This is a genomic window from Bradyrhizobium sp. CB1717 (assembly GCF_029714325.1).
Lineage (GTDB): Bacteria > Pseudomonadota > Alphaproteobacteria > Rhizobiales > Xanthobacteraceae > Bradyrhizobium.
In genome coordinates this window covers 1870747-1889963 of the sequence record NZ_CP121666.1, presented here as the reverse complement: position 1 = coordinate 1889963, position 19217 = coordinate 1870747, and the positions used below count along the sequence as shown (strand labels likewise).

Genomic DNA, 19217 nt, shown 5'->3' with positions numbered 1-19217 from the left:
ACACCGGAGCATCCAATGCAATTGCATCCGTCACGCGACGGATGTATTGATGTCACGACTCACTTTCTAGTGTCATGCCTAATCAGTTTTTAGTGGAGAGCATGATGAAGACAGGAATTGCTACAGCGTCAATTTTCGCAGCAACGGTCTTGACTGCCAACGCTCAAATGCCCCGAATAGAGGTCTATCCGATCACTTCTGTCACTCTCAAAGACCCAGATCTTTTGGCTGGTCGAAGAGATGGGCAACTGGTGACCGTTGCAGGTGAGTTGCGCATCCCAAGAACTAAGACTGAAAAGTTGCCTGCTGTGGTCCTACTTCACGGCTCAGCCGGTATAGGGGCATGGATGGAGGATTGGTCGAAGGAGTTACACCAACTCGGCATAGCATCATTTGTAGTCGATAGCTTCTCAGGACGCGGGATCGTCACGACTGTCAATGATCAAGCACAGCTTGGGCGCCTCAACATGGTTGTCGACGCCTATCGGGCTCTCGACGTGCTGGCCAAGCACCCGCGAATCGACCCAAACCGCATCGTCGTAATGGGCTTTTCGCGAGGAGGACAGTCGGCACTCTACTCGTCCATGAATGTATTGTACGAAACGCTCGGCCCGGCCAACAACTTGCGTTTTGCAGCACACATTGCCTTCTATCCGGACTGCACGACGACGTATCTCAAAGACGGCGACGTGAGCGGCAAGCCAATACGCATCCTCATTGGCACGGAGGATAACTACAGTTCCATTGACGCCTGTCGCAGCTATGTGGATCGACTAGCAAAAGCGAGCAAAGACGCCACGATGATTGAGTATCAAGGTGCGCATCACAACTTCGATATTCCGGTCTTTAAGACACCCGTAGTTTCGAGGGGGGCGATTGTGGTGCGCCGGTGTCGCTTGGCGGAGGATAACGATCATACAATAATCAATCGTGAGACACAGAAGCCTTTCACCTATAACGATGCTTGCGTCGGAAGAGACCCGACTCTCGCTTATGACGAGGCTGCAACCAACCAAGCTCGCGTGTTTATAGGGGAGTTTTTAACGCAAACTTTTCAATGAGGCGGCTGCATTTCGTGCTTTTGCAAAGAGCGTCCACTTCGCCTACTGGGCCATCGCGTCAGTTGGCGCAGTGCTGCGACATGTCCAGTGCCGGGGGGGGGGACCGGAAGTCACGAACTCAGGTGCAGACCGACGCGATTGACCCAATGGAGACATCGCAGCCTTTGTGTTTGGTGCTATGATTGGGCCGCCAACGGCAAATGCAGCATCTAAGTTTAGGGGATTCCCATTGGGGCCTAAAAACGAGTCCGGACTTCAACGCAAGCCTCTCGTCGGCGAACGGGCTCTGGAACGTGCCGAGCGCTTGGCCAATCTGCTGGCCTCCATAGTTGAGTCTAGCGACGACGCGATTGTGAGTAAGAATTTAGATGGCGTTATTACAAGCTGGAACAAGGCGGCCGAGCGCATTTTCGGTTACCCGGCCACCGAGGCGATCGGGCAGCCCATTACACTCGTGATCCCGGAGGACCGGCTCAGCGAAGAACGGGAGATTTTAACCCGCATCCGACGAGGTGAGCGCATCGACCATTTTGAGACTGTCCGGCGACGTCGGGATGGTAGCTCAATCGTCGTTTCGCTGACTGTTTCTCCTGTCAATGATGCCCACGGCAACATCGTCGGCGCATCAAAGATCGCTAGAGATATTACCCAGCAGAAGCGAACTCAGGAGCAGATTAGCATTCTGGCTCGCGAGGCGGAGCACCGAAGCAAGAACATCCTCTCGAACGTACAGGCAATTATCAATCTTTCTCAGTCCGACACCTCCGAGGGTCTCAAGCAAGTGATCAGCGGGCGTATCCAAGCGATGGCAAATGTTCATTCGCTGTTTGTTGAAACGCGGTGGATAGGAGCCGAAGTCTCGGCGATCGCAAAGCAGGAGTTGGCCCCTTATCTCGAAGAGGGCCAGGAGAAGCGGATTGTGATAGAGGGGCTGCAAACGGTGTTAGAACCCACCGCTGCGCAGGCGGTTGCTGTGGTCCTGCATGAATTAGCAACCAATGCCACCAAGTATGGAGCGCTATCTAACGCAACAGGCCGGATAGAATTGGCCTGGTCGCGTACCGAGGATGGACAGCTGATGCTCCGCTGGACCGAATTGGGCGGACCCAGGGTAAATGCGCCCCAACGCAAGGGATTTGGTAGTCGCCTCATCGAAGGAACGATCAGCCCACTTGGCGGGAAGGTGCTCTTTGAGTGGCGCGCGGAAGGGCTTGTTTGCGAAATCGCCGTTCCGACGTGAAAATTCCAATCGAACGGGGCTTCGCTACCTTCACGGTGGCAACTTCTGCTCATGGCCCCTTAGCTGACCTGTCGATCTGCGCATCCAATGTCCGCTTGCTTGGGCGGCGCGGACGAAGCTATGCCGGAATCTGCAAGATGAATTAATGAGTGCACGCCCTAATCTAGCTCGAGCCGGATCAACTCCGATCGGCTCTGCGGTGGAAATGGAAAGGGCGAGACTTTGTTATCAGCCTCTCCCTTAGCCTAACCTAAACCTATAAAGCCCGGCATCCGACCGAAGAGCGCTAGAGCTTTGTCTGAGAATCAGGACACGGGGTCTTCATCTGCAATCTCTAAAGCGTAACGCCGCAACATGAAGCACGTCGATCTCCGTCCCTACGCCGATCCAGAGACTGCCGCGCGCAAGCTAGTCGAAATCGCTGCCGCCACGCACGCCGTCCAAGACGGCAGGATCTACATCGAGCGGATCAACTCGAAATTCGTTGCGCTCCTGAATGGCAGCAAGGGCCATCCCGAGTTCGGCGCCGGCCTCGCATACGCCAAAGAGCGCGGTTGGCTCGAGGTGCACGAGAGCGGCACTTACGTGAAGCTGATGCCGCCGGGAGAGGATCTGCTGGCTCGTTAGCGCGAAGGGCTCTCCGCCACCCTCGCTTCTCGCTTTTCCATCTGCTCCTTGACGTAGAGGAGGATCATTCGCCGGGTGTCCGGGTCAGTTATTTTCTGGAATGCTTTGAGCAGTCGCAGCATTTCCAGATCTTCGATTCTGTTCGACATTGCAAAAGCCTCGATGGAAAAAAGCAGCCGTCCACATCGGGAAAAACATGCAACACCTCGGGTGCTATGGGAACACAGAACTCAGTCTGCACGGTCCGCTTTCCACACGCTCGACGCGCAGTAGCCCGCGCGCGTTCTGGGCGGCTCGACGGAGTTGGCCCGTATCATGCGAGCGCTGAACCGGAATTGCGTCCCCGAACCCGAAGGGCAAAGATCCGCACTGGGGACGACGCAAGCTGAAAGGGACAAATGCGAGGCCGCCAACAGAGGCGCCCTAATTCAACTTCTGGCGTAGCCGCTTGATGATCTCCCGGAGATCGGCCGCATATTCCTCGACAATCCGACGCGCCTCAAGCGCGTCGGATTGGCTTCCTTACCTTCCTGCTTGTCAGGAGCGGGCATGACCTGGATGGTCCGCCCGGGAAGATCGGGAACTTTGATCTAGCTCAGGCATGCAACGTCCTTGGCGGTGCGGATATGCCCCAGCGCGACGGGCGAGTTCCTCAGGTCCTACGCCGATTCACAGCTGTTATCGACGGAATCGTCCCTTTGGGCTCGAAATAAGGGCTTCCATTCAAAGACGAGCCCGCCGACCGACGCGGCCTCAAGCTGGCGGTGCGGCCTGATGATCCCGAGAGGGGAAGGAGAGCTTTGATCCAGGGCCACGCCAGATCACTATTCTTGAGTTGTAATTCGTGGTAATGCACGCAATGCCACGGAGGGATAAACATGGACTCCGAGAAGCGGCCACCATCTTGCACCGATCAGTTTGACAAGCCACTTGAGCCTAAGTCGGGCTCGGACCGGTGGATAGACAGTTTCATGAAGCGCCTGATCGAAGTGTTGGATCGTATCGCGGGCAAGAAGTAAGGTCGCCGACTGAGTCGGCATCTTTAGTAAATGCCACCGCCAGCACCGCGCCGCGCGGTCAGGCCGACGTCTCACGTGTCAGACGGGCAATTTTTCGCGGACCGTCCCAAACCTCGACAGCAGGGTGAGCATCGAGCAACTTCTCGGCTCGTTCTTTGGCGGCTTCATCAGTAGGACTGTCGATTTCATACACCGCGCGCGCAACACCGGATAAATCGACTGCATACGCAACGTATCACATGGCATTTTTCCCCATTCAGGGAGATTCCGTTACGATTCTTCTGTGCTCGTGGAGTTCCTAGTGAGGACGGGAATTTGTCGCTTAGGTCGCGCTTCAGGCGCCGATCAAGATTTACCGATGGAACACGGGGTGCCGGTTGCTCGGCTGGTACGTGAGAAGGAACCAGGACAACAACGGTTGCCTATCTTGGACTCCGATCAGTGGAGTTCTGCGTATGGCCTCGCCGTCAATCATGACCGGGCGTGGTCGCGTTCAACACATGGTCGCGCGACGTGACAGATGATATCGCAGATGAACTGCGCCCGCGTTGCGCGGATGAAGGAGAGATGCCGGCGGCTTTGGCGGAGTTCTTGGATCAACATGGCGGCTGAGTGAGACATGCGCCCCAACCTAATGGCGGCGACGTTCTCTCCGTCGTCAGTGGTAAGGTCGTCTATCTCGCAGGTCGCGATCTTGCCGACCATGACGGCGGCGCCGATCACATCGCCGGGGGCGCTTCTCGCCCTTAGGACCTCTTGGCATCGATGACGGTCCGTTCGTTCTTGCAGACGGAGCAGATGCCAGCTCCCCGCGTGAAATCGCTCGTCGTCCCTAGCGCGGCCGTGATCTGAGCGGAATGCGCATGGGCCGTCAGACCGAGCGCATCTACAATACAGCCGTCGCAAATCGGTGCACCGTGAATGGTTACGTGGTCGTTTATGCGTTGAGCAACCAGGGCCATCCCGATAGGCTAATGCTTAGCGGTAAGCTTCGCAAGGGAGGGGCAAATGGCGGTAAAGAAAACGCACGTCTCGGTCTATGACGAGCGGGGAACGCGCGGGAAGCGAATAAAGACCGGTCAGGGTTGGCGGCTTGTCCGCGTCCGCGGAAACAAGCAGTTCGTGGGATCGCTGCTGAAGACCGTCAAAGTTGGCGATGAGACAATCGCGATCTTCCGACTCCGGAAATATTCAAACTGAGACACTGCCTGCGCTCCCGACGCCGAGGCAGCTGGTCATGCTGGAAAGGGAGCTCTGTTCCCATCGAACGCTCCCGACCAGTGCACTGTCAGCCTATTCCAACCAGCCTGGAAGCCAAGAAGCGTGAAGCTGCTCGCCCCGGCGAAAATCTCCTCGCCTTAATGGGAACGTCTCCGTTCCGAATGCTTATCCGGGAATGGACGAGTCGGAGCTCGCGAAGCTGGAGGCGCTGCCATGAAGCGCCATGCCATGAGCAAGTCTTTCGGTAATGGCGCCGGCCACGTTCTGCGCCGGCACAACAGCGCCATGCTGCAGTTCAGCTGGTACGGCAAGCCCGACGGATCGGCCAGATATGTCGAGCATGCCAACCGCTACGCCCGCAATGGCGTGGAGTATTCCAGCCTCGCCGCCCTCCTCCGCGCTGTCGAGGCCGAGCACGCTCAGAAGAAGCCCTGATATGGAGCGCGAGGGACAAAAGGTCAAAAGGACCTCGTACAGCGCAGCGATTGACTTGCAAAACGAATGGAGACGGCCCCGGTCCTGAGCTTGGAGGAGAGGATATCAGGCCGGGGCCGCTAAGTAGCGCCAGGCCCCGAGCTCGGACCAAGCGATGTGGACTCATATCAAGGCGCACCGCGTAGTTCTGTTCGCTTCCGCACTGTTCCAGGCAGAAACTCGCACGGGCAGCGGCTTCCAACGAACGGGTCTGCTAGGACGGGAACGATTGACCGATTGCCAAGTTTTCCCGATGCCCTTCGGTAGGGCAACTCGAACGGCCCCCGGCTTCCCAAGCCCCCCTGCGAGCCGGGGGCCTTTTTCTCGCGCCGATTTAGACACCAATCCACATTGGTTATTGCCGGGACCGAATTTTTCGGGAAAACTCGGCAATGCCGGGGCTGGCGAAGCGATTTCATTTCGGAATTATTGAGACCCGGCAGGGACCGCTGTTCAAAGCAGCGGTCCTTTGTTTGTGAAAGCCTACTACTCTTAGCGTTGCATCAACGCGAGAAGCCGTTGTCGGTCTTGCTGACGCTGGCGCTGGACCCCGCGCATTATTTCGAGTTCGGCCTTGGCCTCACCGACATCCTGCCCCTCTCGTTTCAGATCAAATATAAGCGCCTCTTGCCTGGCCATCCGTCGTTCCGCTTCGACGACTTCATGTTCCAGTCGCCTCAATTCATCGAAGAGCGCATCGTTGAACATCGAACCGGCGCCACGCAGAAGAGAGACACTACCCCGCACAGCCTTTCGCCGCTGGAAGGTTGCCTGACAGAATGCGCCAAGCACAGCGAAGCTAGACCCCTGGGAAAACCTAGTGTGTACACTTTTGAACAAAGGCGATGCCTTTTTCGCGATCGGACGCCGCGAGCGAAGACTAAGACACCATATGTCGCCGGACTTCACCTGGCTGCATGTTCAGTGCGGCGGCGGCGCTCGCGTCTAGCTCTCGTTGAATGAGGCTGGCTGTCCATCCCTCGGGGATGGCATCGAGCACGTAATCAACCGCCTTGTCGCGTTCGGTCGCGGCGAGCCAAATCTGGCACTCGCCGTTGTCAGTGATCACCTGAACTAAATGAACCCGTTGCATGACGGCCTAATGCACCGGTTCGGGCTTGGTTTCTTAAGGACACGCCCGCGCGGGCCAGGATTAGACACGTCCGGAGTGGGTGCCACTTTCGGACAATCGTTATTCTTTATTGGTGGTCGTAAAATCGGGCGGCCTCCGGGCTAATCCCCAGCCTCGGTGCCCCGGAGCGCAGGCGGCCTCGCCATGTGTAACAGCGTTGGCGGGGCCGCTGCGCGTCTGAGTGGCGCCCGCACGGACGAGAGCCGCCAAACTGTGTGGCGGCCCTTTTCTGGCGCGGCGCCATCCACTCCACCTTGGAGAGACTATCTGGCCAGGAACGACTCTCCAGCGGACAGGATTAGGTTTTGGTCTGTGGCGATACCAGGTCTCGCCATCCACCCGGGACGGCCCATCGTTCGACAGCGAGCGGCGGGCGCTGGCCTGTTTCCGAGCGCGGTGGTCTAGTTTTGATTTTCGCAGTGGCTAATTTGAATTGTGTCCACTATGGAACCGACAACCGCGCATCGGCGTATTTAGATTAAGTTCCAGTAAGCCCCACGGATTAGGACCCGTATTGGAGGTTGCGATGAGTGAGCGGCGTCGGTTCAAGCAAACAAGCACACTTGAGGTCCGTCTAGCCGAAGAAGCAATTCGCCTACGTGATGAAGCCAAATCGCTTCCACCTGGGGCGGCTCGCGAGGAGCTGCTGCGAAAGGCGCGACAGGCGGAAACCGGCTCGCACATGAGCGAGTGGCTGCGCTCGCCCGGCCTACAGCCGCCGAAGTAAAGCCCATGCTCATCGCGTTTCCCATTGCGCTTCCGCTTATAGTGTAATGGGAGGCGCAGATGGATCATCGCGGAATAGAATTTTCGGTCGTCCAATCGCTTTCTCCCAAGGGGTGGAAATGGATTGTTTACCTTGGCCATATGGAGAAGGTTGGAGGCACGCACTTCGATCGCCAGAGCGCAATTAGGCGAGCCAAGCGGTTCATCGACGATTATCTTGCGAAGAAGGAATGTCCAGAACAGAAGTAAGGCCGCCTCAGTTGGCGGCCTCTTCATTCATCGAAGCCCTCTGTCACCGGCGTAAGAGGGTCCCAAGTGCTTACTCAGGCGAGCAGCGACCCCGCCAATGCTGTTACACATGGCGAGGCCGCCTGCGCTCCGGGCCGGTTGGAGTGCGACCCGAAGCCGACAGATATTACTGCTGCATGCTTCAGGATGCTAATGCTCCAAAGGAGCACTCAATTAGGATTGTCCTAATCTGGCAGCACGCGTGTCCTTATTACGAGGCGCTCCGATTTGCAGTGTGCTTCCAAACGGTCGGCCCCGCTGTCCGCTTGCCGAGTTCGGCGGAGCTGTTCAAGCCCCTCTTCGATCAATCGGAGATCATCGTGAACGTACTTGGTTGCAGGGCCGGACATGGATTGGAGCAATTCGCGCCGAAGATCTCTCATATCTTCCAGGGCCTGCTGGTTCCTCAAGCGGACGTAAACCGAGACGACTGCTTTACACGACATGGCATTCCCAGATTGAACGGCAGTGGCAAGATGGAGCGCCCAGCCCGCCCGGCTGTGGCGAGCTGGGACTTAGTCGGCAACAGTCTCGCGAAGGAGGGCACACAAGACTGATCATTGAACTGGCCTTCGGGGCGCTCGTTCCTAACAGCGATGGCGTCTCATCGGCCGAGCCGCCGCTCAGCCTTCTTGCGGCTGCTGCCGACCTTCTATCGCTTTCTTCACCGCGGAATCTTCCTCAGCGAACCTCGTAATCCGGTGCGGTCCTAACTAGGAAGTCGCTCATTAAATTTAGGACACGGTATCTTTTTGGACTGCGGAAGTGAATCCCGAGCAGGAGGATGCCAACGGCGCGCCGCATTTAGTCTGGTGCGTCGGGCGGTCTCGGTGCGTCTCGGATCCAGCCCCCAGAGATGCCCGGGGCCGTTCGTACTCCGCAATATCGGCGGACTCATCCTCGAGGAGTTCCGCGACGGTGCGGCCTTTCGCGAGACCGACGAAGGCATCGACCATTCCACGCTGATCGACGACCTGCTCACCGGGCAATATGACCGGGTGCTTCGCGTCGTCGCGTTCAACCCGGTCGAGGGCTGGTCGCGCGACGCATCCGAGGACATCGCGCGCGAGCTCGAGCGCAGGATGGCTGCTGAAGGTCACGAGATCTCGGACGCTCTGAAGGATTTCATCGAGAGCCAGCTTGGCCGCTCGATCGGCGTGCAGCTAGCGCTTCCACTCCGGTCCTAAAGCACCAGACACACCAACCAGACCGAGAGCGAGCAGCAGACCGCAATTCCAAGGTATGGCAATGCAATTGTCATCGGTCCCTCACTGACGAAATCCCGACGCTCAAATCGAACGCAAGATTCGCATATTCGCGGCCGCGTGACTATCTCGTTCTCATGCCCAGCACATTCGAGTTTTGCCTACCGACCGCGGCCAAGGCCGTCCCCGATGGCCCCGACTGGTTCCACGAGATCAAGTATGACGGGTACCGCCTGCGCGTCGAACGCAGCGGCCGCAGCGTGCGCCTCATCACCAGGAACGGCCACAACTGGACCGACCGCTATCCCTGGATCGTGCAGTCGGCGCTGCGCAACCGCGAGCAGCAGTTCGTCATCGACGGCGAGGCTGTGGTGCTCGGCGTCGACGGCGTCTCCGACTTTGACGCGCTGCACTCGCGACGGCACGACGAGGAGGTGCAGCTTTACGCGTTCGATCTCCTTGCGCTCGGCGGCGAGGATCTCAGGCCCCTGCCGCTGGAGATGCGCAAGACCAACCTCGCCCGGCTGCTCCGCGGCCGGCCCGACGGCATGTTCGTGGCGCCGTTCGAGAGCGGCGCGATCGGGCCCGATCTGTTTCGCGCGGCCTGCGACCTCCGCCTCGAGGGCATCATCTCCAAGCGCCGCGATCGCCCCTACATCGCCGGCCGTACGCGCGAATGGGTCAAGGTGAAGAACCGGACGCATCCGGCCATGAGCCGCGAGTTCTAAGTCCGCTCACAAACGAACACCGGAAGTCTCGCGGCTTAACTGTGATCGGTGGCTTGCGACCCGTAGGAGGGCGTCATTTCTGGCAGGACTCAAGTCCTCCCCGTCTCTTTTCTCCAATGCGACGCTGGAGAGTTGTAAATAGGTTTAGCAGCTTCTCTCCGTTTAAGTCGCCGTGCCCATTGATGAGTCCAGAACTCGCGGAGAGAAACCAAAACGGGGCCTTCCGCTGCGAAAAATGATGCGCTCGTTCACAGACGGTGATCTCCCCGCTTTCGGCTATCGAAGCATTGTGGGTCAAAAACGATTCGGAATTTCCTATCGTTGTTAGGGCGTTTCGCCACTGATCAGGTCGGACCTGATTGGTTGTTACTGTGCCACCCAGGACGCCGAGCGGGAATAAAATTCTAGTTGCCCAGTCCGCTTCTGATCCCACTGCCACCATGACAGGGGAATAAAAAGGATCGTTTGGATACTCGGACCAGAGGGAATGCAAAGATGCAAATCGCGTTGCCTCAATAGCTGGGTTTATTAAAACCACCAGGTCCCCGAACCCCGCAACCGAAGGGGCGAGCCTATTGTGAATCACATCAGCTCCATAGCGGAGCGCAAAAGACTGAGAGTTCGCTTGAAAGACGATCAAACCTCCGAAGCTATGGCCGATTACGTACATCTTTGGAACCGGTCCCTCCGACAGTTGCGTATCAAGCGCCATTTGTTGGTCCGCCTTAACCTGCCGCAAAGTTGCAAAGAATTCCTGCACGGCCCCTGATGCAATTCTGTGGGCGGCAGCTTTTCGCGACCAAAACGTAAGAACGTTTAGCGGGAAGCGAAGCGTTTCCCCTGGCCAGCCTATGAATACGCCGACAACTCTTCGACCATTGCTTTTCTCTGCTTCCAATCTCAGAAAATCCCTGAACTGATTCACATGAGCATCTTTTGGATGGGCGTTGTGCTGCCATCCATGGACGAACACAAAGACTTCAACTTCAAGCGGGGAGGCGTTAATCGTGTCACGAATGAGTCGAAGGGCTTTAAAAGATTGCCGCTGATCAAAATAGGCGCCTTGGTCATCAAATTCGACGAATGCAAGAGGTGGCCCGCCGACTTCTTGCTCGACTGAGCCGCAAATATCGTCCGGGCCACACTTTGGTCCAATCTCGTGAAAGGACCTATTGGGGGTTCTGTGAAAAGCAAAAATTATACAAAGAAGCGCAAAAAGGGCGGTGATACGCCTACGTCTAGATCTCAATAGTCGCCGAAGCGAGCGATGAGTGAAAGCGAGTGTCGACGTCAATAGACGAACAATATTAGACTTGAGGAAGAGAAAGGATCGTAGCGCGGATTTTGACCAGATCATTGGTTCGGCTCGCTGCTCGACGAGGATCTCTCCCCCACTCATTCTCTGTATGCAGCTTTAGCTAGCGGTCCCGTACCTCGTTGGCCCTCGCTGCCGGTTCATCGTAAGCGGACTATGGCGAAGCCGGCAGGCTGTGCATCGTCCCAGGTCGGCTAGCCGCGCCTACGTGTTTGATCCCGCCAAGGTCGGATTATGTTCAGGGTATACGTGCGCCGTCATAAGTATTGCAATTCTGACCCGTGCATTGGACGACGAGGGTGTTATTCGGCCAACAGTCATATTGCTGAAGAGTGCCGGCTGGAACATAGCGGACCACAAGGTTGAAACGGACCCATTGCCCTGTTGGCCTATTCTTAGGAACGACAGCATAGAGGCCCAGACCGTCTTCACCAGTCCTTTGAATTGATCCGTTGAAAGTAGACGGGCCTGTGATCGAACCATTCTTTATGTCGATCGCAGCCTTGCAGATTGTGTAACCGTTCGGGGAGTCAAATTTGGCGTAATACTCCTCGCCAGGATGTCTATCAATGCGAGCAGTCGTTGCTACGTTTCCTGAGCGATAGTATTGCCGCGACTGCTGCGCCGCTGCGCGGATGGCCGCGGCTTGGCTCGAGCAGTCAACTCCATACGCTGCGCAGCCGGCTGTTATAAGCGCTTGTGCTTCTTGCGAGCCCAACTCCTTCCAAGTTTTCAAAAGGAAACCGCCACCTTCCCATGCTTGGAAGGTTTCTGGGCGATCGATCGGCTGAGCTGAAGCGGAAACACTGATCCAGAGAAAGGTAGCAATCAACGTCGCTAGACGAAGCATGGGACATCTCCATTTAGGAAGTTGCGCACTCTCCTCATGGCAAGCTCAGGAACCGTCCACGTCGGAACGGCCGAATGCCATGACTATAGTTTTTGTTTCACTCTCTATCTCGGCGAGCGTCACGCCTTCCGGTGCATTTGCGGACTATCTGCTCCAGGTCGTGCCGAGTTTGAAATCTAGACTCTTGCCATCCCCCGATAACACGGCCTCCGTTCCTGGATTGCCCCACTTCTGCACCCAAAACGTGCGACCGGACCTAAATTCTCCCACGGCCTGATGGTCGCATTCATTGATAAAATGCAGTGTTGAACCGTCTTGTATTACGCGCGGGTCCCTAACTACCTGACCGCACCCGCCGCAACCCCTTGTACATTTCCAGTCTCCTTCAATTGACGGCGCTGTCCCTTGCGCCGAAGCCGAATTCGCAGCAAAGGCCAAAACTATCGCGCTAAAGAGCAGCCTGAGTTGCATGTTGATCTCCCCGAGAGATTGTAGACGGATATTCTACAACCAAGAAAAGTCGCAAGACTATCCCCTGAACCGTTTGCCGCTGACGATTGCGGAGTACCCCGAAATCGCGAGCGACTTCGGAACTCTAAAGGAAGTTTGCCGGAAGCAACTGATGTCGCCGGTTGGCCCAACGCGGACCTCTAGGGTGAGGCACGCTACGCGCCGCTATCACGGGCGGAGCGGATCTTAGCAGATCGAAAAAGGCCGACATCGGGAGGGATATCCGAGCTGGTCGGTCGCCTCAGCCAGCGATCAATATCTGAGACGTGGGGACGCGCTCACCGGAAGCTACTCGTCGCTCTAAATCGTTGCGGGCGGTCTCCGGCAGCGCCGAAGACGAAAGAGCAACCAAGGCGCGCCATGACAGCCGACAGGTGATTTCGTCTCGCTCGCCATAGTACCGGGCAACGCGCATCAAATCGGAGATTCTGGAGGCGTCAAGGTCGCACTTTGCGCGCGCCAGCTCGCCGAACTTCCGGTTATTCGGTGTCTGCTCCCTTAGGGCTAAGAGCTTGCGCCCGAGCTCGATTTTGGCTTGGTTCTCAGCAACACGAGTGACCGAGCGCGGCAACTTCTTCTCGGCCCTCGGCCGCTCCTGCTTTGGTGGCGCGGCGAAGATGATGGCCAGCTCCCGGAAGAGGCCAGCCGCCACGCCATGGCGCTGTGGGACGGCCTGGCGGTTCGCTCGGGCTTGAGCGCGGATTTCCCCTAGGTCGATTGAATCGAGGGCATCGAGCCACGCCAAGCCTTTCTGAGGCCATTCTGGATGGGCCAGCATCACGTCGCTCAGCCCTCGCAGGACGAAGTCATTCACATGGGATGAGTTGCCCTCGGTCTCTAGGAGCGTCCGTAGGAGCAGGACAAAGTGCCCTTCGCCATGATCTTTGTAGAGCGCATGGAGGACCGACTCGGCTTTCGTTTGCCCTGGCTGAAGGCGCTGATTTGTTGGGATGATTTTCAAGCCCAGCTCGGCGCAGAGCTCCCGCACTCGCGAATAACGGGCCAGTTTCCTGCCTTTCCGGCAAGCTTGGGCGGCTCGGGGCGCTCTGTCCGGCTCTAGCTGCATCAACTTACGCTCCTGATCAGTTCTCTTGCGGCCCGCATCAACGCAGATACCTCTCGCCGTCTCCCGATCGCCTCAGCCGAGTAATATCCGTGCTTGAAGTTGTGCTTGTTGCCCTTTGGAGCTCCGGGCGATGGTCCACCATGCATCCTGCAGCGACCGTTAGGCATCGCGAGCGACTGGCACGGCTTCCCGCTCCTGGTTTTCGCTCCGCATCGCATGGGGTTGATCCTCCAATTTCCCAAGCCCCCCGGCCCCCTGGGCTTCCACAACACCAACTACAGCCTGTCCGCCCGCGTGGACGTGCACATGCTCAACGGTCACCTTCTGCTGCCCCTTGCCTCGGTGCCGGTTAAGCGCCTCAAGAAGGGTGGCAAAAGTGCGGGAGAGCTTGTTGGCCTGCGTGAGGGCTTCAGAGCGCCCCACGAAGGGCTGTTCAGGGAGCATCGCTCTCCGATGGCATTCCATAGCGGCATTGTGTGTGCCGATCATCTGAGCCATCAGCATCCCCTCGAACTCGTCTTGGGGCTTCATGCAAAGCAGGCCGACCAGGACGCCCTCTTCCCGCTTGGCATCGTCAGCCGCCTTGTTCGTCTTCCAAAGTGTAGAGATTGCCTGACTGGCTACGATCTCATTCCAGTCGTCAGCTTCGGACCCTCCGAAGGGTTTGAGGGCTCCCTTGAGGGCCTTACGCAGGTCCAGAAATATCGTCCTCGGTATAGCCGCGATTGGGTCATTCTCCTCCGGTTGCTCGGACCCCGACGACGGGGTTGTCACGGGAGCAGAGGCTTTCACCGGGCGCGCACGAGCCTTCTTGGGCTGCGCCGAGCCTGCTTTTGTCTTCCGCTTGGGGGTGGACGCCATTGGAGATGCTTTGATTTGCTTTACATGCCGAGCCGGTCAGCGATGGCCAGGATCAGTGCGCGGTTCTGCTGGTCCGGCGTATAGTGCTCCCACTGGCAGCGCTGTTGATCTTCCGCGCCTTGATTTCGATCGCAGCCGCCATCTGGGCCATTTCAGTCGTTGCTTCGTCGTGCGCCTCGATGGTTCTCTCGGTCACCTCGACCAACTTCGGCATTTGCATGGGCTCGAGCAGGGCTATATCGAACCCGAGGATTTGATGTTCTCGCCTGTTGGCGGCGATGCGCTTCTGCCCCGCCTCGATCTGCTGCCAGGCAGCCACCGCTCGGCGGTGGGCGGCATTGAGCTGCCCCATCGCGTCGTTGAGAGGCTGCGCCGCCTTAGACTTTGCCACCTCAGCAGCACGCTGAGCATCGAGCTTCCTGAGCCTCAGCAGGTCGTTGTGGCTATAGCCTCCGATGTCTACGCTTTGCCCAAAGTGTCCGCGGACGCGGGAAACTATCGCGTCGTATTCCGTCCGCTCGGGATTTTGATACATCTTAATTCCTTGTTCCGTTCACTGCCGTTCGAGCAATCATTGTGATGGCTGCGCCGATGTGCTCGCCGTCTACGCCGCTCAGCATTCCGTAGAGGAGCAGCAGGAGTTGGTCCGGCATGAACCAGGCTCTTAGCGCTAGCGCTGATGCCACTTCCGCTTCCAATGTCCTTGCCCGATCCCATTCGCTCTCCGGCAATCCGGCGGAAATCAGTTCTTCATCTGTCAGTCTTGGCGGAATGGCGCCTACCTTGGCTGCCAACAGCAGAGTGTCGAGAAATCCACGCTCGACATCACCTAGATCACCGAACATTCCCATCAAGACGTGTGCCAGGAAGAACGGCGAGCCCGCGTCTAGCGAATAACGAACCGCTTCCCGGAAATGTTCACGCCCTGCCAGGTAGTCGAGCTCAAAGAAGGCCGTTCGATCGGGTACCCAGTATCGGATAATTCCGCCGGTTTTCACGAATGAGGGCAATTGACCCGCCGACGCGTCAGCTACATCTTGAGGAGTAAGACGGATCAAGTGCATCGCCCTCCAACACTGGAAAAGGCCCTAGCTGCCGCCATGTCCCGAGAACCGATCCTCACCCGAACCGGCCGCGTGGTGGTCCCTGCGATTGCCCTGTCGTTTGCGGTCATGGCCTCGGCGCGCGCTCTTGGTTTCGAAGGCACCGTTTTGGGTACGCTTGGTGTTCTGTTCATAACGCACATCATCTCCGGGATTGCGAACGCGATCTTGGAGTATCGGCGTCGTCAAGAAGCCTATTGCGCAGAGCTGGACCGGATACGGCGGTGGCAAGAGACGCAGCCTGACCCACTTGGTCGAGACGTTTCTGAAGACCAGACAACCTTAGACGGTCGGATAAAAGCTCTCCTGTCAGGGCATTGAAGTTGTGGTCGCCAATCTTGCGGGTGAGAAGCGGCGCGATCTGGCTGTACGCGTCGGAGTAACGCTGAGCCCTTGCCCCCTCTAGGATCGTCTGGGGTTTCATCCACTCAGGAATAAAGGAGGCTGGCCTGGTGATATCCAGGTTGGACACATAACCCATTTCGCTCGGGGTCGGCAGCATCGCGCCCACGCGCTCTCGCTTCGGCGTAGTCTGGCTACCGCCGATTACATTCTCGACTTTTCCCTTACCTAGGACCTCCGCCTCGAGGTCGCCGACCAACTTGTCGGCTCGCTTTTGTCCGAAGAGCAGCTCTAGCTTCTGCCGTCCAGACTTGCTGAGCAGCATGTTGCGAGCTGTCGTGTCGCCGCGTACGCTGTTGTCAATCACCTGCTGAATGGCATCGCGAGCGCCCTGGAGGCGAGCTGCGCGCTCCGGCGTCGAGAGATTGATCAGCTCATGCGCAAGCTCATCGTATCGAGTGTTTCTCGCAAAAGTCTTCTGGCCCTCCTCGATTTGATGAAGCAGTTCTGACTGCTCCGCAAACTTCTCACGTGCCTTTTGCCAAATCTTGCCAGCCGGTGTCTTGTCAATCTCCGAGAGAAGCTCACCCTTCAGGTTGAGCAACTCGCGCGCCAGCTCTTTGTCGGGCTTCGTCCGATCAAGCGCTTGAGTGACACGGCGATCGAGACCGCGCTTCACATAGTCCCAAGTTTCAGCGGTAGGAAATTCTTTCTGCGGCCCACCAGTGAAGAACTTACGATTAATGGGCCTCCCAGAGATCCCGGAAAGCTCCTCCGCCAAATCGAACGCACCGGCCTTTTCCAACCGCGGAATAAGCGCCTTGATCTCCTCGGTCGGCTGCACCGCCATGGTGCGGAACTGATTGTACAGCGCGTCGGTACCGCTACTCCGCGCCTTTTCAATCGCTCTGGTCATGTCAGCGATCGGCACATACGGGACAGTGTTTTGGTCCAGCGACTGCTCGATGCGCTGCGCTTGCCCCGCAGCGCGCTGCCTATACGCATCCCGGACAACTTGCTTGTGAGGACCGGGAATGTCCGCGAGCCCGCCAGCAAGGTCTGTGGTGGCCTGGTTCACGTCCGCAAGCATGCCGGCGGGGCCGAACTTCCTTTGTGCCTCGGCGATTGAGGCCGGAGTCTCGCCCTCCAAGGCGTTCACGAGCATGTTGCGGCCAACAGAATTGACACCAGCCAGTTCGCCCGTTCGCCGTGGGAGCCACTGCATTAGCTTATTTGCCCCCGACGAAATCGCCTCGCCGGCCATGGGCCCGATAGCGCCGCCCACCATCGCGAGCGGGACAGGCCCCAGGAAGCCCTGATCGAGCGGGTTGTTGCCCTTCAGAAGCTGGTTCGCAGTTTCGAGCACTCCCATGCCTCCAGCGCCCTGGTAAACACGTGCGCCAAGTGAGTTGCCCTTAAGCCCCATCATCCGCGCGCCGATACCGGTCTGAGAAGCCGGGCCCAACAGCATCATCGCGCCTGCAACGTCAGCAGCGGTTGAGGCGACCGGATGCTGTTCGGCGTACTGGTGGTTAGCTTCGTCCTGCTTGGCCAGGTTGGCTTGGTACCTATCGGCAAAATTCGGCTCACTACCAGGCCGCTTCTCACCTGTGACGAGATCAGAAATTGTCTTCGGCTTCACGAATAGCGGCTGAATGGCCGCGCCGGCTGCCGCCGTTGCCTTATCGAACAAGGGCCCTACGATCGGGATGCTGGACACCATCCGGTTATTGAAGCCGGACATGTCGGCCACGTCGCCACGCGGCCGTGGACGTTCAGCTGCCTTGACCTTAGCCTTTTCCACCGGCGCAGCATCAGCCTTGCGCTCGTACCGACTGAAAACATCGTCATCAGTCGCTGGGACAGATGAAGCCTTCGGTTTCACATCCCGCGAATAACGATCAAAGATATCGTCACTCACGGTGCACGTCCCCTAGCAGCTTCCACTTCTCGGCAATCCGCATGCCTTCCTTGACCTTCTCACGCTCGGCCTCTGGCAGCTTGCGAACGGCCTCCTGGCCCTTCTTGTCCATGATGTCGTAGACGAAGGCGCGCGGGTCCTGCTTCGTCGCCCACTGGAGCATGAAGCGGTTGAAGGTGCCGGGCTGGGCCTTGCCCGCCTGCACAAGGTCGTTGAATTCGAGCGCCGCGGCCTGCTGCATGCGCTCGATGCCAAGCGCCACCTTGGCGAGCTCCGTCGCGGAGAGCTTGTCCATGTGCACGTTCGGGTTGGACGTGACGGCGGTAGCGAGGCCATCGTTCGTCTTTGGCCCGAGCGTCGCGGCAGCCTGCGAGGCATACTGCGTGAAGTACTTTTTGAGCTCGTTGTAGTCCTTGATCTTCTCTGGATCGATGCCGGCGAGTTTGCCGGCACCTAGAGACTGCGCGGTCGATTTGACCTCGTTCCAGCGGTCCGACAACGGGCCGATATCTTCTGGACGCATGCGCTCTAGGATAGGGATCGACTGACGAAGCGGATTGATCCGCTGAGCATACCTTCCCGCGTTAGTCATCGCCTCGTTGTAAGACTGAGCAGCGCCCGTGAGAGCCGTTTCCTCGCCTGGCGCAAGCTTGGTTACCGGCCGCGCCGCGCTGAAGCGATCGTTGAAGCTGGGCGCCTCGTACACACCAGACTTCACGCCCTCCTCGTCTCCGACCACCTTGGCGCTGGAGGGGACCTTGGCGCGAGCAGGAGCGCCATTGGCCGCTGGGACCGCACCACCGGCGGCCGGAGCCGCGGCGACGCGCGGCGCGCGTGCGGGCACCGCTGGGGCCGCAGCGGGCGGTTGAATGGGCGGGTTGCCATACGTTCCCATCGTCGTCTCTCGTCCGTAGTTCGGACTGTTGGGATCGCTATTGATAGTCGGCTGCCCAGGCGGCAGGGTGTTGGGGACGTAGCCCCGATCCTCGATGTAGTTCTTGAACGAGGGCAGGCCGACTAGCTTGTTGCCGCCACCAGTCGCCATAGCTTCTGTCTCGCCGATATAGGCCTTGCCTTTCTGCCAAGCGTCGAGTGTCTGCCCGTGCACATTCCTGATCGCTTGGGCCTGCATGCGAGGATCTGATGGGAACCCTTGCATGAACTGAACGGCGTGCTGGGCGGTCATTGCATCGCCTTTTGTCAGCCGACCAAGAGTGTCCCAAAGCTTGCCAGTGACATCCTTGGTGCCGAGATCAGGATCAGCCAACAGCCCCGATGCCGCGTTGTTGACCATGCCGAAACGCTCGGTGGCGAGCTTGATGTTGTTCAGCTCGACCTCTTGCCGCGCCCTCTGAGTCGCCAGGAGCTGATTCTGAAAGTCAAAGGGCCCCGCATTCATCGCATCGCGATACAGAGACGTGTCGAACTGGCCGAAATCTGCCATCGGTTAGCCTTTCAAATCCTCTGATTTCCTCTAAGCGTCGCGGTGGCCGCTCGTGGCCGGCAGTAGCTATCATCGGGCATTTGC

General features: G+C 58.1%; 20 protein-coding genes. 8 read left to right on the top strand and 12 right to left on the bottom strand.

What is annotated here, in order from left to right:
* Nucleotides 1–104: 104 nt before the first annotated feature.
* The 3 genes from QA649_RS09045 (at nt 105) to QA649_RS09035 (ending at nt 2928) form a co-directional block, all read left to right on the top strand.
* Nucleotides 105–1061 carry a dienelactone hydrolase family protein gene (locus QA649_RS09045; RefSeq protein WP_283023876.1) on the top strand — a complete coding sequence of 319 codons (957 nt, stop codon included), beginning with the start codon at nt 105–107 and terminating at the stop codon, nt 1059–1061.
* Between the two features lie 229 nt (nt 1062–1290).
* The gene (locus tag QA649_RS09040; RefSeq protein ID WP_283023875.1) at nt 1291–2301 is read left to right on the top strand and encodes a PAS domain S-box protein; all 1011 of its coding nucleotides are present in this window, start codon (nt 1291–1293) and stop codon (nt 2299–2301) included.
* 354 nt (nt 2302–2655) lie between these two features.
* Nucleotides 2656–2928 (top strand): hypothetical protein, encoded by a 273-nt coding sequence (locus QA649_RS09035; RefSeq protein WP_283023874.1) that lies wholly within the window; start codon nt 2656–2658, stop codon nt 2926–2928.
* Here QA649_RS09035 and QA649_RS09030 read toward each other — a convergent pair.
* Nucleotides 2925–3077 (bottom strand): hypothetical protein, encoded by a 153-nt coding sequence (locus QA649_RS09030; RefSeq protein ID WP_283023873.1) that lies wholly within the window; start codon nt 3075–3077, stop codon nt 2925–2927. The two genes, QA649_RS09035 and QA649_RS09030, sit on opposite strands and share 4 nt — an antisense overlap.
* A gap of 1878 nt (nt 3078–4955) precedes the next feature.
* On the opposite strand from QA649_RS09030, the gene QA649_RS09025 reads away from it, so the two are divergent.
* Both QA649_RS09025 and QA649_RS09020 read left to right on the top strand, forming a co-directional pair.
* Nucleotides 4956–5147: a hypothetical protein gene (locus QA649_RS09025; RefSeq protein WP_283023872.1), complete on the top strand. Its 192-nt coding sequence runs from the start codon at nt 4956–4958 to the stop codon at nt 5145–5147.
* 234 nt (nt 5148–5381) lie between these two features.
* Nucleotides 5382–5603 (top strand): hypothetical protein, encoded by a 222-nt coding sequence (locus QA649_RS09020; protein WP_283023871.1) that lies wholly within the window; start codon nt 5382–5384, stop codon nt 5601–5603.
* A gap of 531 nt (nt 5604–6134) precedes the next feature.
* On the opposite strand, the gene QA649_RS09015 is transcribed toward QA649_RS09020, so the two are convergent.
* A complete protein-coding gene (locus QA649_RS09015) occupies nt 6135–6350 on the bottom strand; it encodes a hypothetical protein (RefSeq protein ID WP_283023870.1) in 216 nt (71 codons plus the stop codon).
* A gap of 172 nt (nt 6351–6522) precedes the next feature.
* Nucleotides 6523–6735, bottom strand: coding sequence for a hypothetical protein (locus QA649_RS09010; RefSeq protein WP_283023869.1), 213 nt, complete (start codon nt 6733–6735; stop codon nt 6523–6525).
* 565 nt (nt 6736–7300) lie between these two features.
* On the opposite strand from QA649_RS09010, the gene QA649_RS09005 reads away from it, so the two are divergent.
* From QA649_RS09005 to QA649_RS08995, 3 genes are all read left to right on the top strand, one after another.
* Complete coding sequence (locus QA649_RS09005) at nt 7301–7501, top strand: hypothetical protein (protein WP_283023868.1); 201 nt, start codon at nt 7301–7303, stop codon at nt 7499–7501.
* Nucleotides 7502–8618: 1117 nt separating this feature from the next.
* Nucleotides 8619–8975, top strand: coding sequence for a hypothetical protein (locus QA649_RS09000; protein ID WP_283023867.1), 357 nt, complete (start codon nt 8619–8621; stop codon nt 8973–8975).
* 155 nt (nt 8976–9130) lie between these two features.
* Complete coding sequence (locus QA649_RS08995) at nt 9131–9721, top strand: RNA ligase family protein (protein ID WP_283023866.1); 591 nt, start codon at nt 9131–9133, stop codon at nt 9719–9721.
* Nucleotides 9722–9794: 73 nt separating this feature from the next.
* Here the strand turns inward: QA649_RS08995 and QA649_RS08990 are convergent, their stop codons facing one another.
* The 9 genes from QA649_RS08990 to QA649_RS08950 form a co-directional block, all read right to left on the bottom strand.
* Nucleotides 9795–11078, bottom strand: a complete 1284-nt coding sequence (locus QA649_RS08990) for an alpha/beta fold hydrolase (RefSeq protein ID WP_283023865.1) — start codon at nt 11076–11078, stop codon at nt 9795–9797.
* 196 nt (nt 11079–11274) lie between these two features.
* Nucleotides 11275–11886, bottom strand: a complete 612-nt coding sequence (locus QA649_RS08985; RefSeq protein ID WP_283023864.1) for a hypothetical protein — start codon at nt 11884–11886, stop codon at nt 11275–11277.
* A 751-nt stretch (nt 11887–12637) separates the two neighbouring features.
* A complete protein-coding gene (locus QA649_RS08980) occupies nt 12638–13357 on the bottom strand; it encodes a hypothetical protein (protein ID WP_283023863.1) in 720 nt (239 codons plus the stop codon).
* A 104-nt stretch (nt 13358–13461) separates the two neighbouring features.
* Nucleotides 13462–13680, bottom strand: a complete 219-nt coding sequence (locus tag QA649_RS08975; RefSeq protein WP_283023862.1) for an HGGxSTG domain-containing protein — start codon at nt 13678–13680, stop codon at nt 13462–13464.
* Nucleotides 13622–14323, bottom strand: coding sequence for a hypothetical protein (locus QA649_RS08970; RefSeq protein WP_283023861.1), 702 nt, complete (start codon nt 14321–14323; stop codon nt 13622–13624). The genes QA649_RS08975 and QA649_RS08970 overlap by 59 nt, the downstream gene beginning before the upstream one ends.
* Before the next feature lie 52 nt (nt 14324–14375).
* The gene (locus tag QA649_RS08965) at nt 14376–14858 is read right to left on the bottom strand and encodes a hypothetical protein (RefSeq protein ID WP_283023860.1); all 483 of its coding nucleotides are present in this window, start codon (nt 14856–14858) and stop codon (nt 14376–14378) included.
* 1 nt (nt 14859) lies between these two features.
* Entirely contained in the window at nt 14860–15381 is a 522-nt protein-coding gene (locus tag QA649_RS08960) for a hypothetical protein (RefSeq protein ID WP_283023859.1), read from the bottom strand.
* Between the two features lie 187 nt (nt 15382–15568).
* A complete protein-coding gene (locus QA649_RS08955; protein ID WP_283023858.1) occupies nt 15569–17689 on the bottom strand; it encodes a hypothetical protein in 2121 nt (706 codons plus the stop codon).
* Nucleotides 17682–19133: a hypothetical protein gene (locus QA649_RS08950; RefSeq protein ID WP_283023857.1), complete on the bottom strand. Its 1452-nt coding sequence runs from the start codon at nt 19131–19133 to the stop codon at nt 17682–17684. Before QA649_RS08950 ends, QA649_RS08955 begins: the two co-directional genes overlap by 8 nt.
* Nucleotides 19134–19217 lie beyond the last annotated feature (84 nt).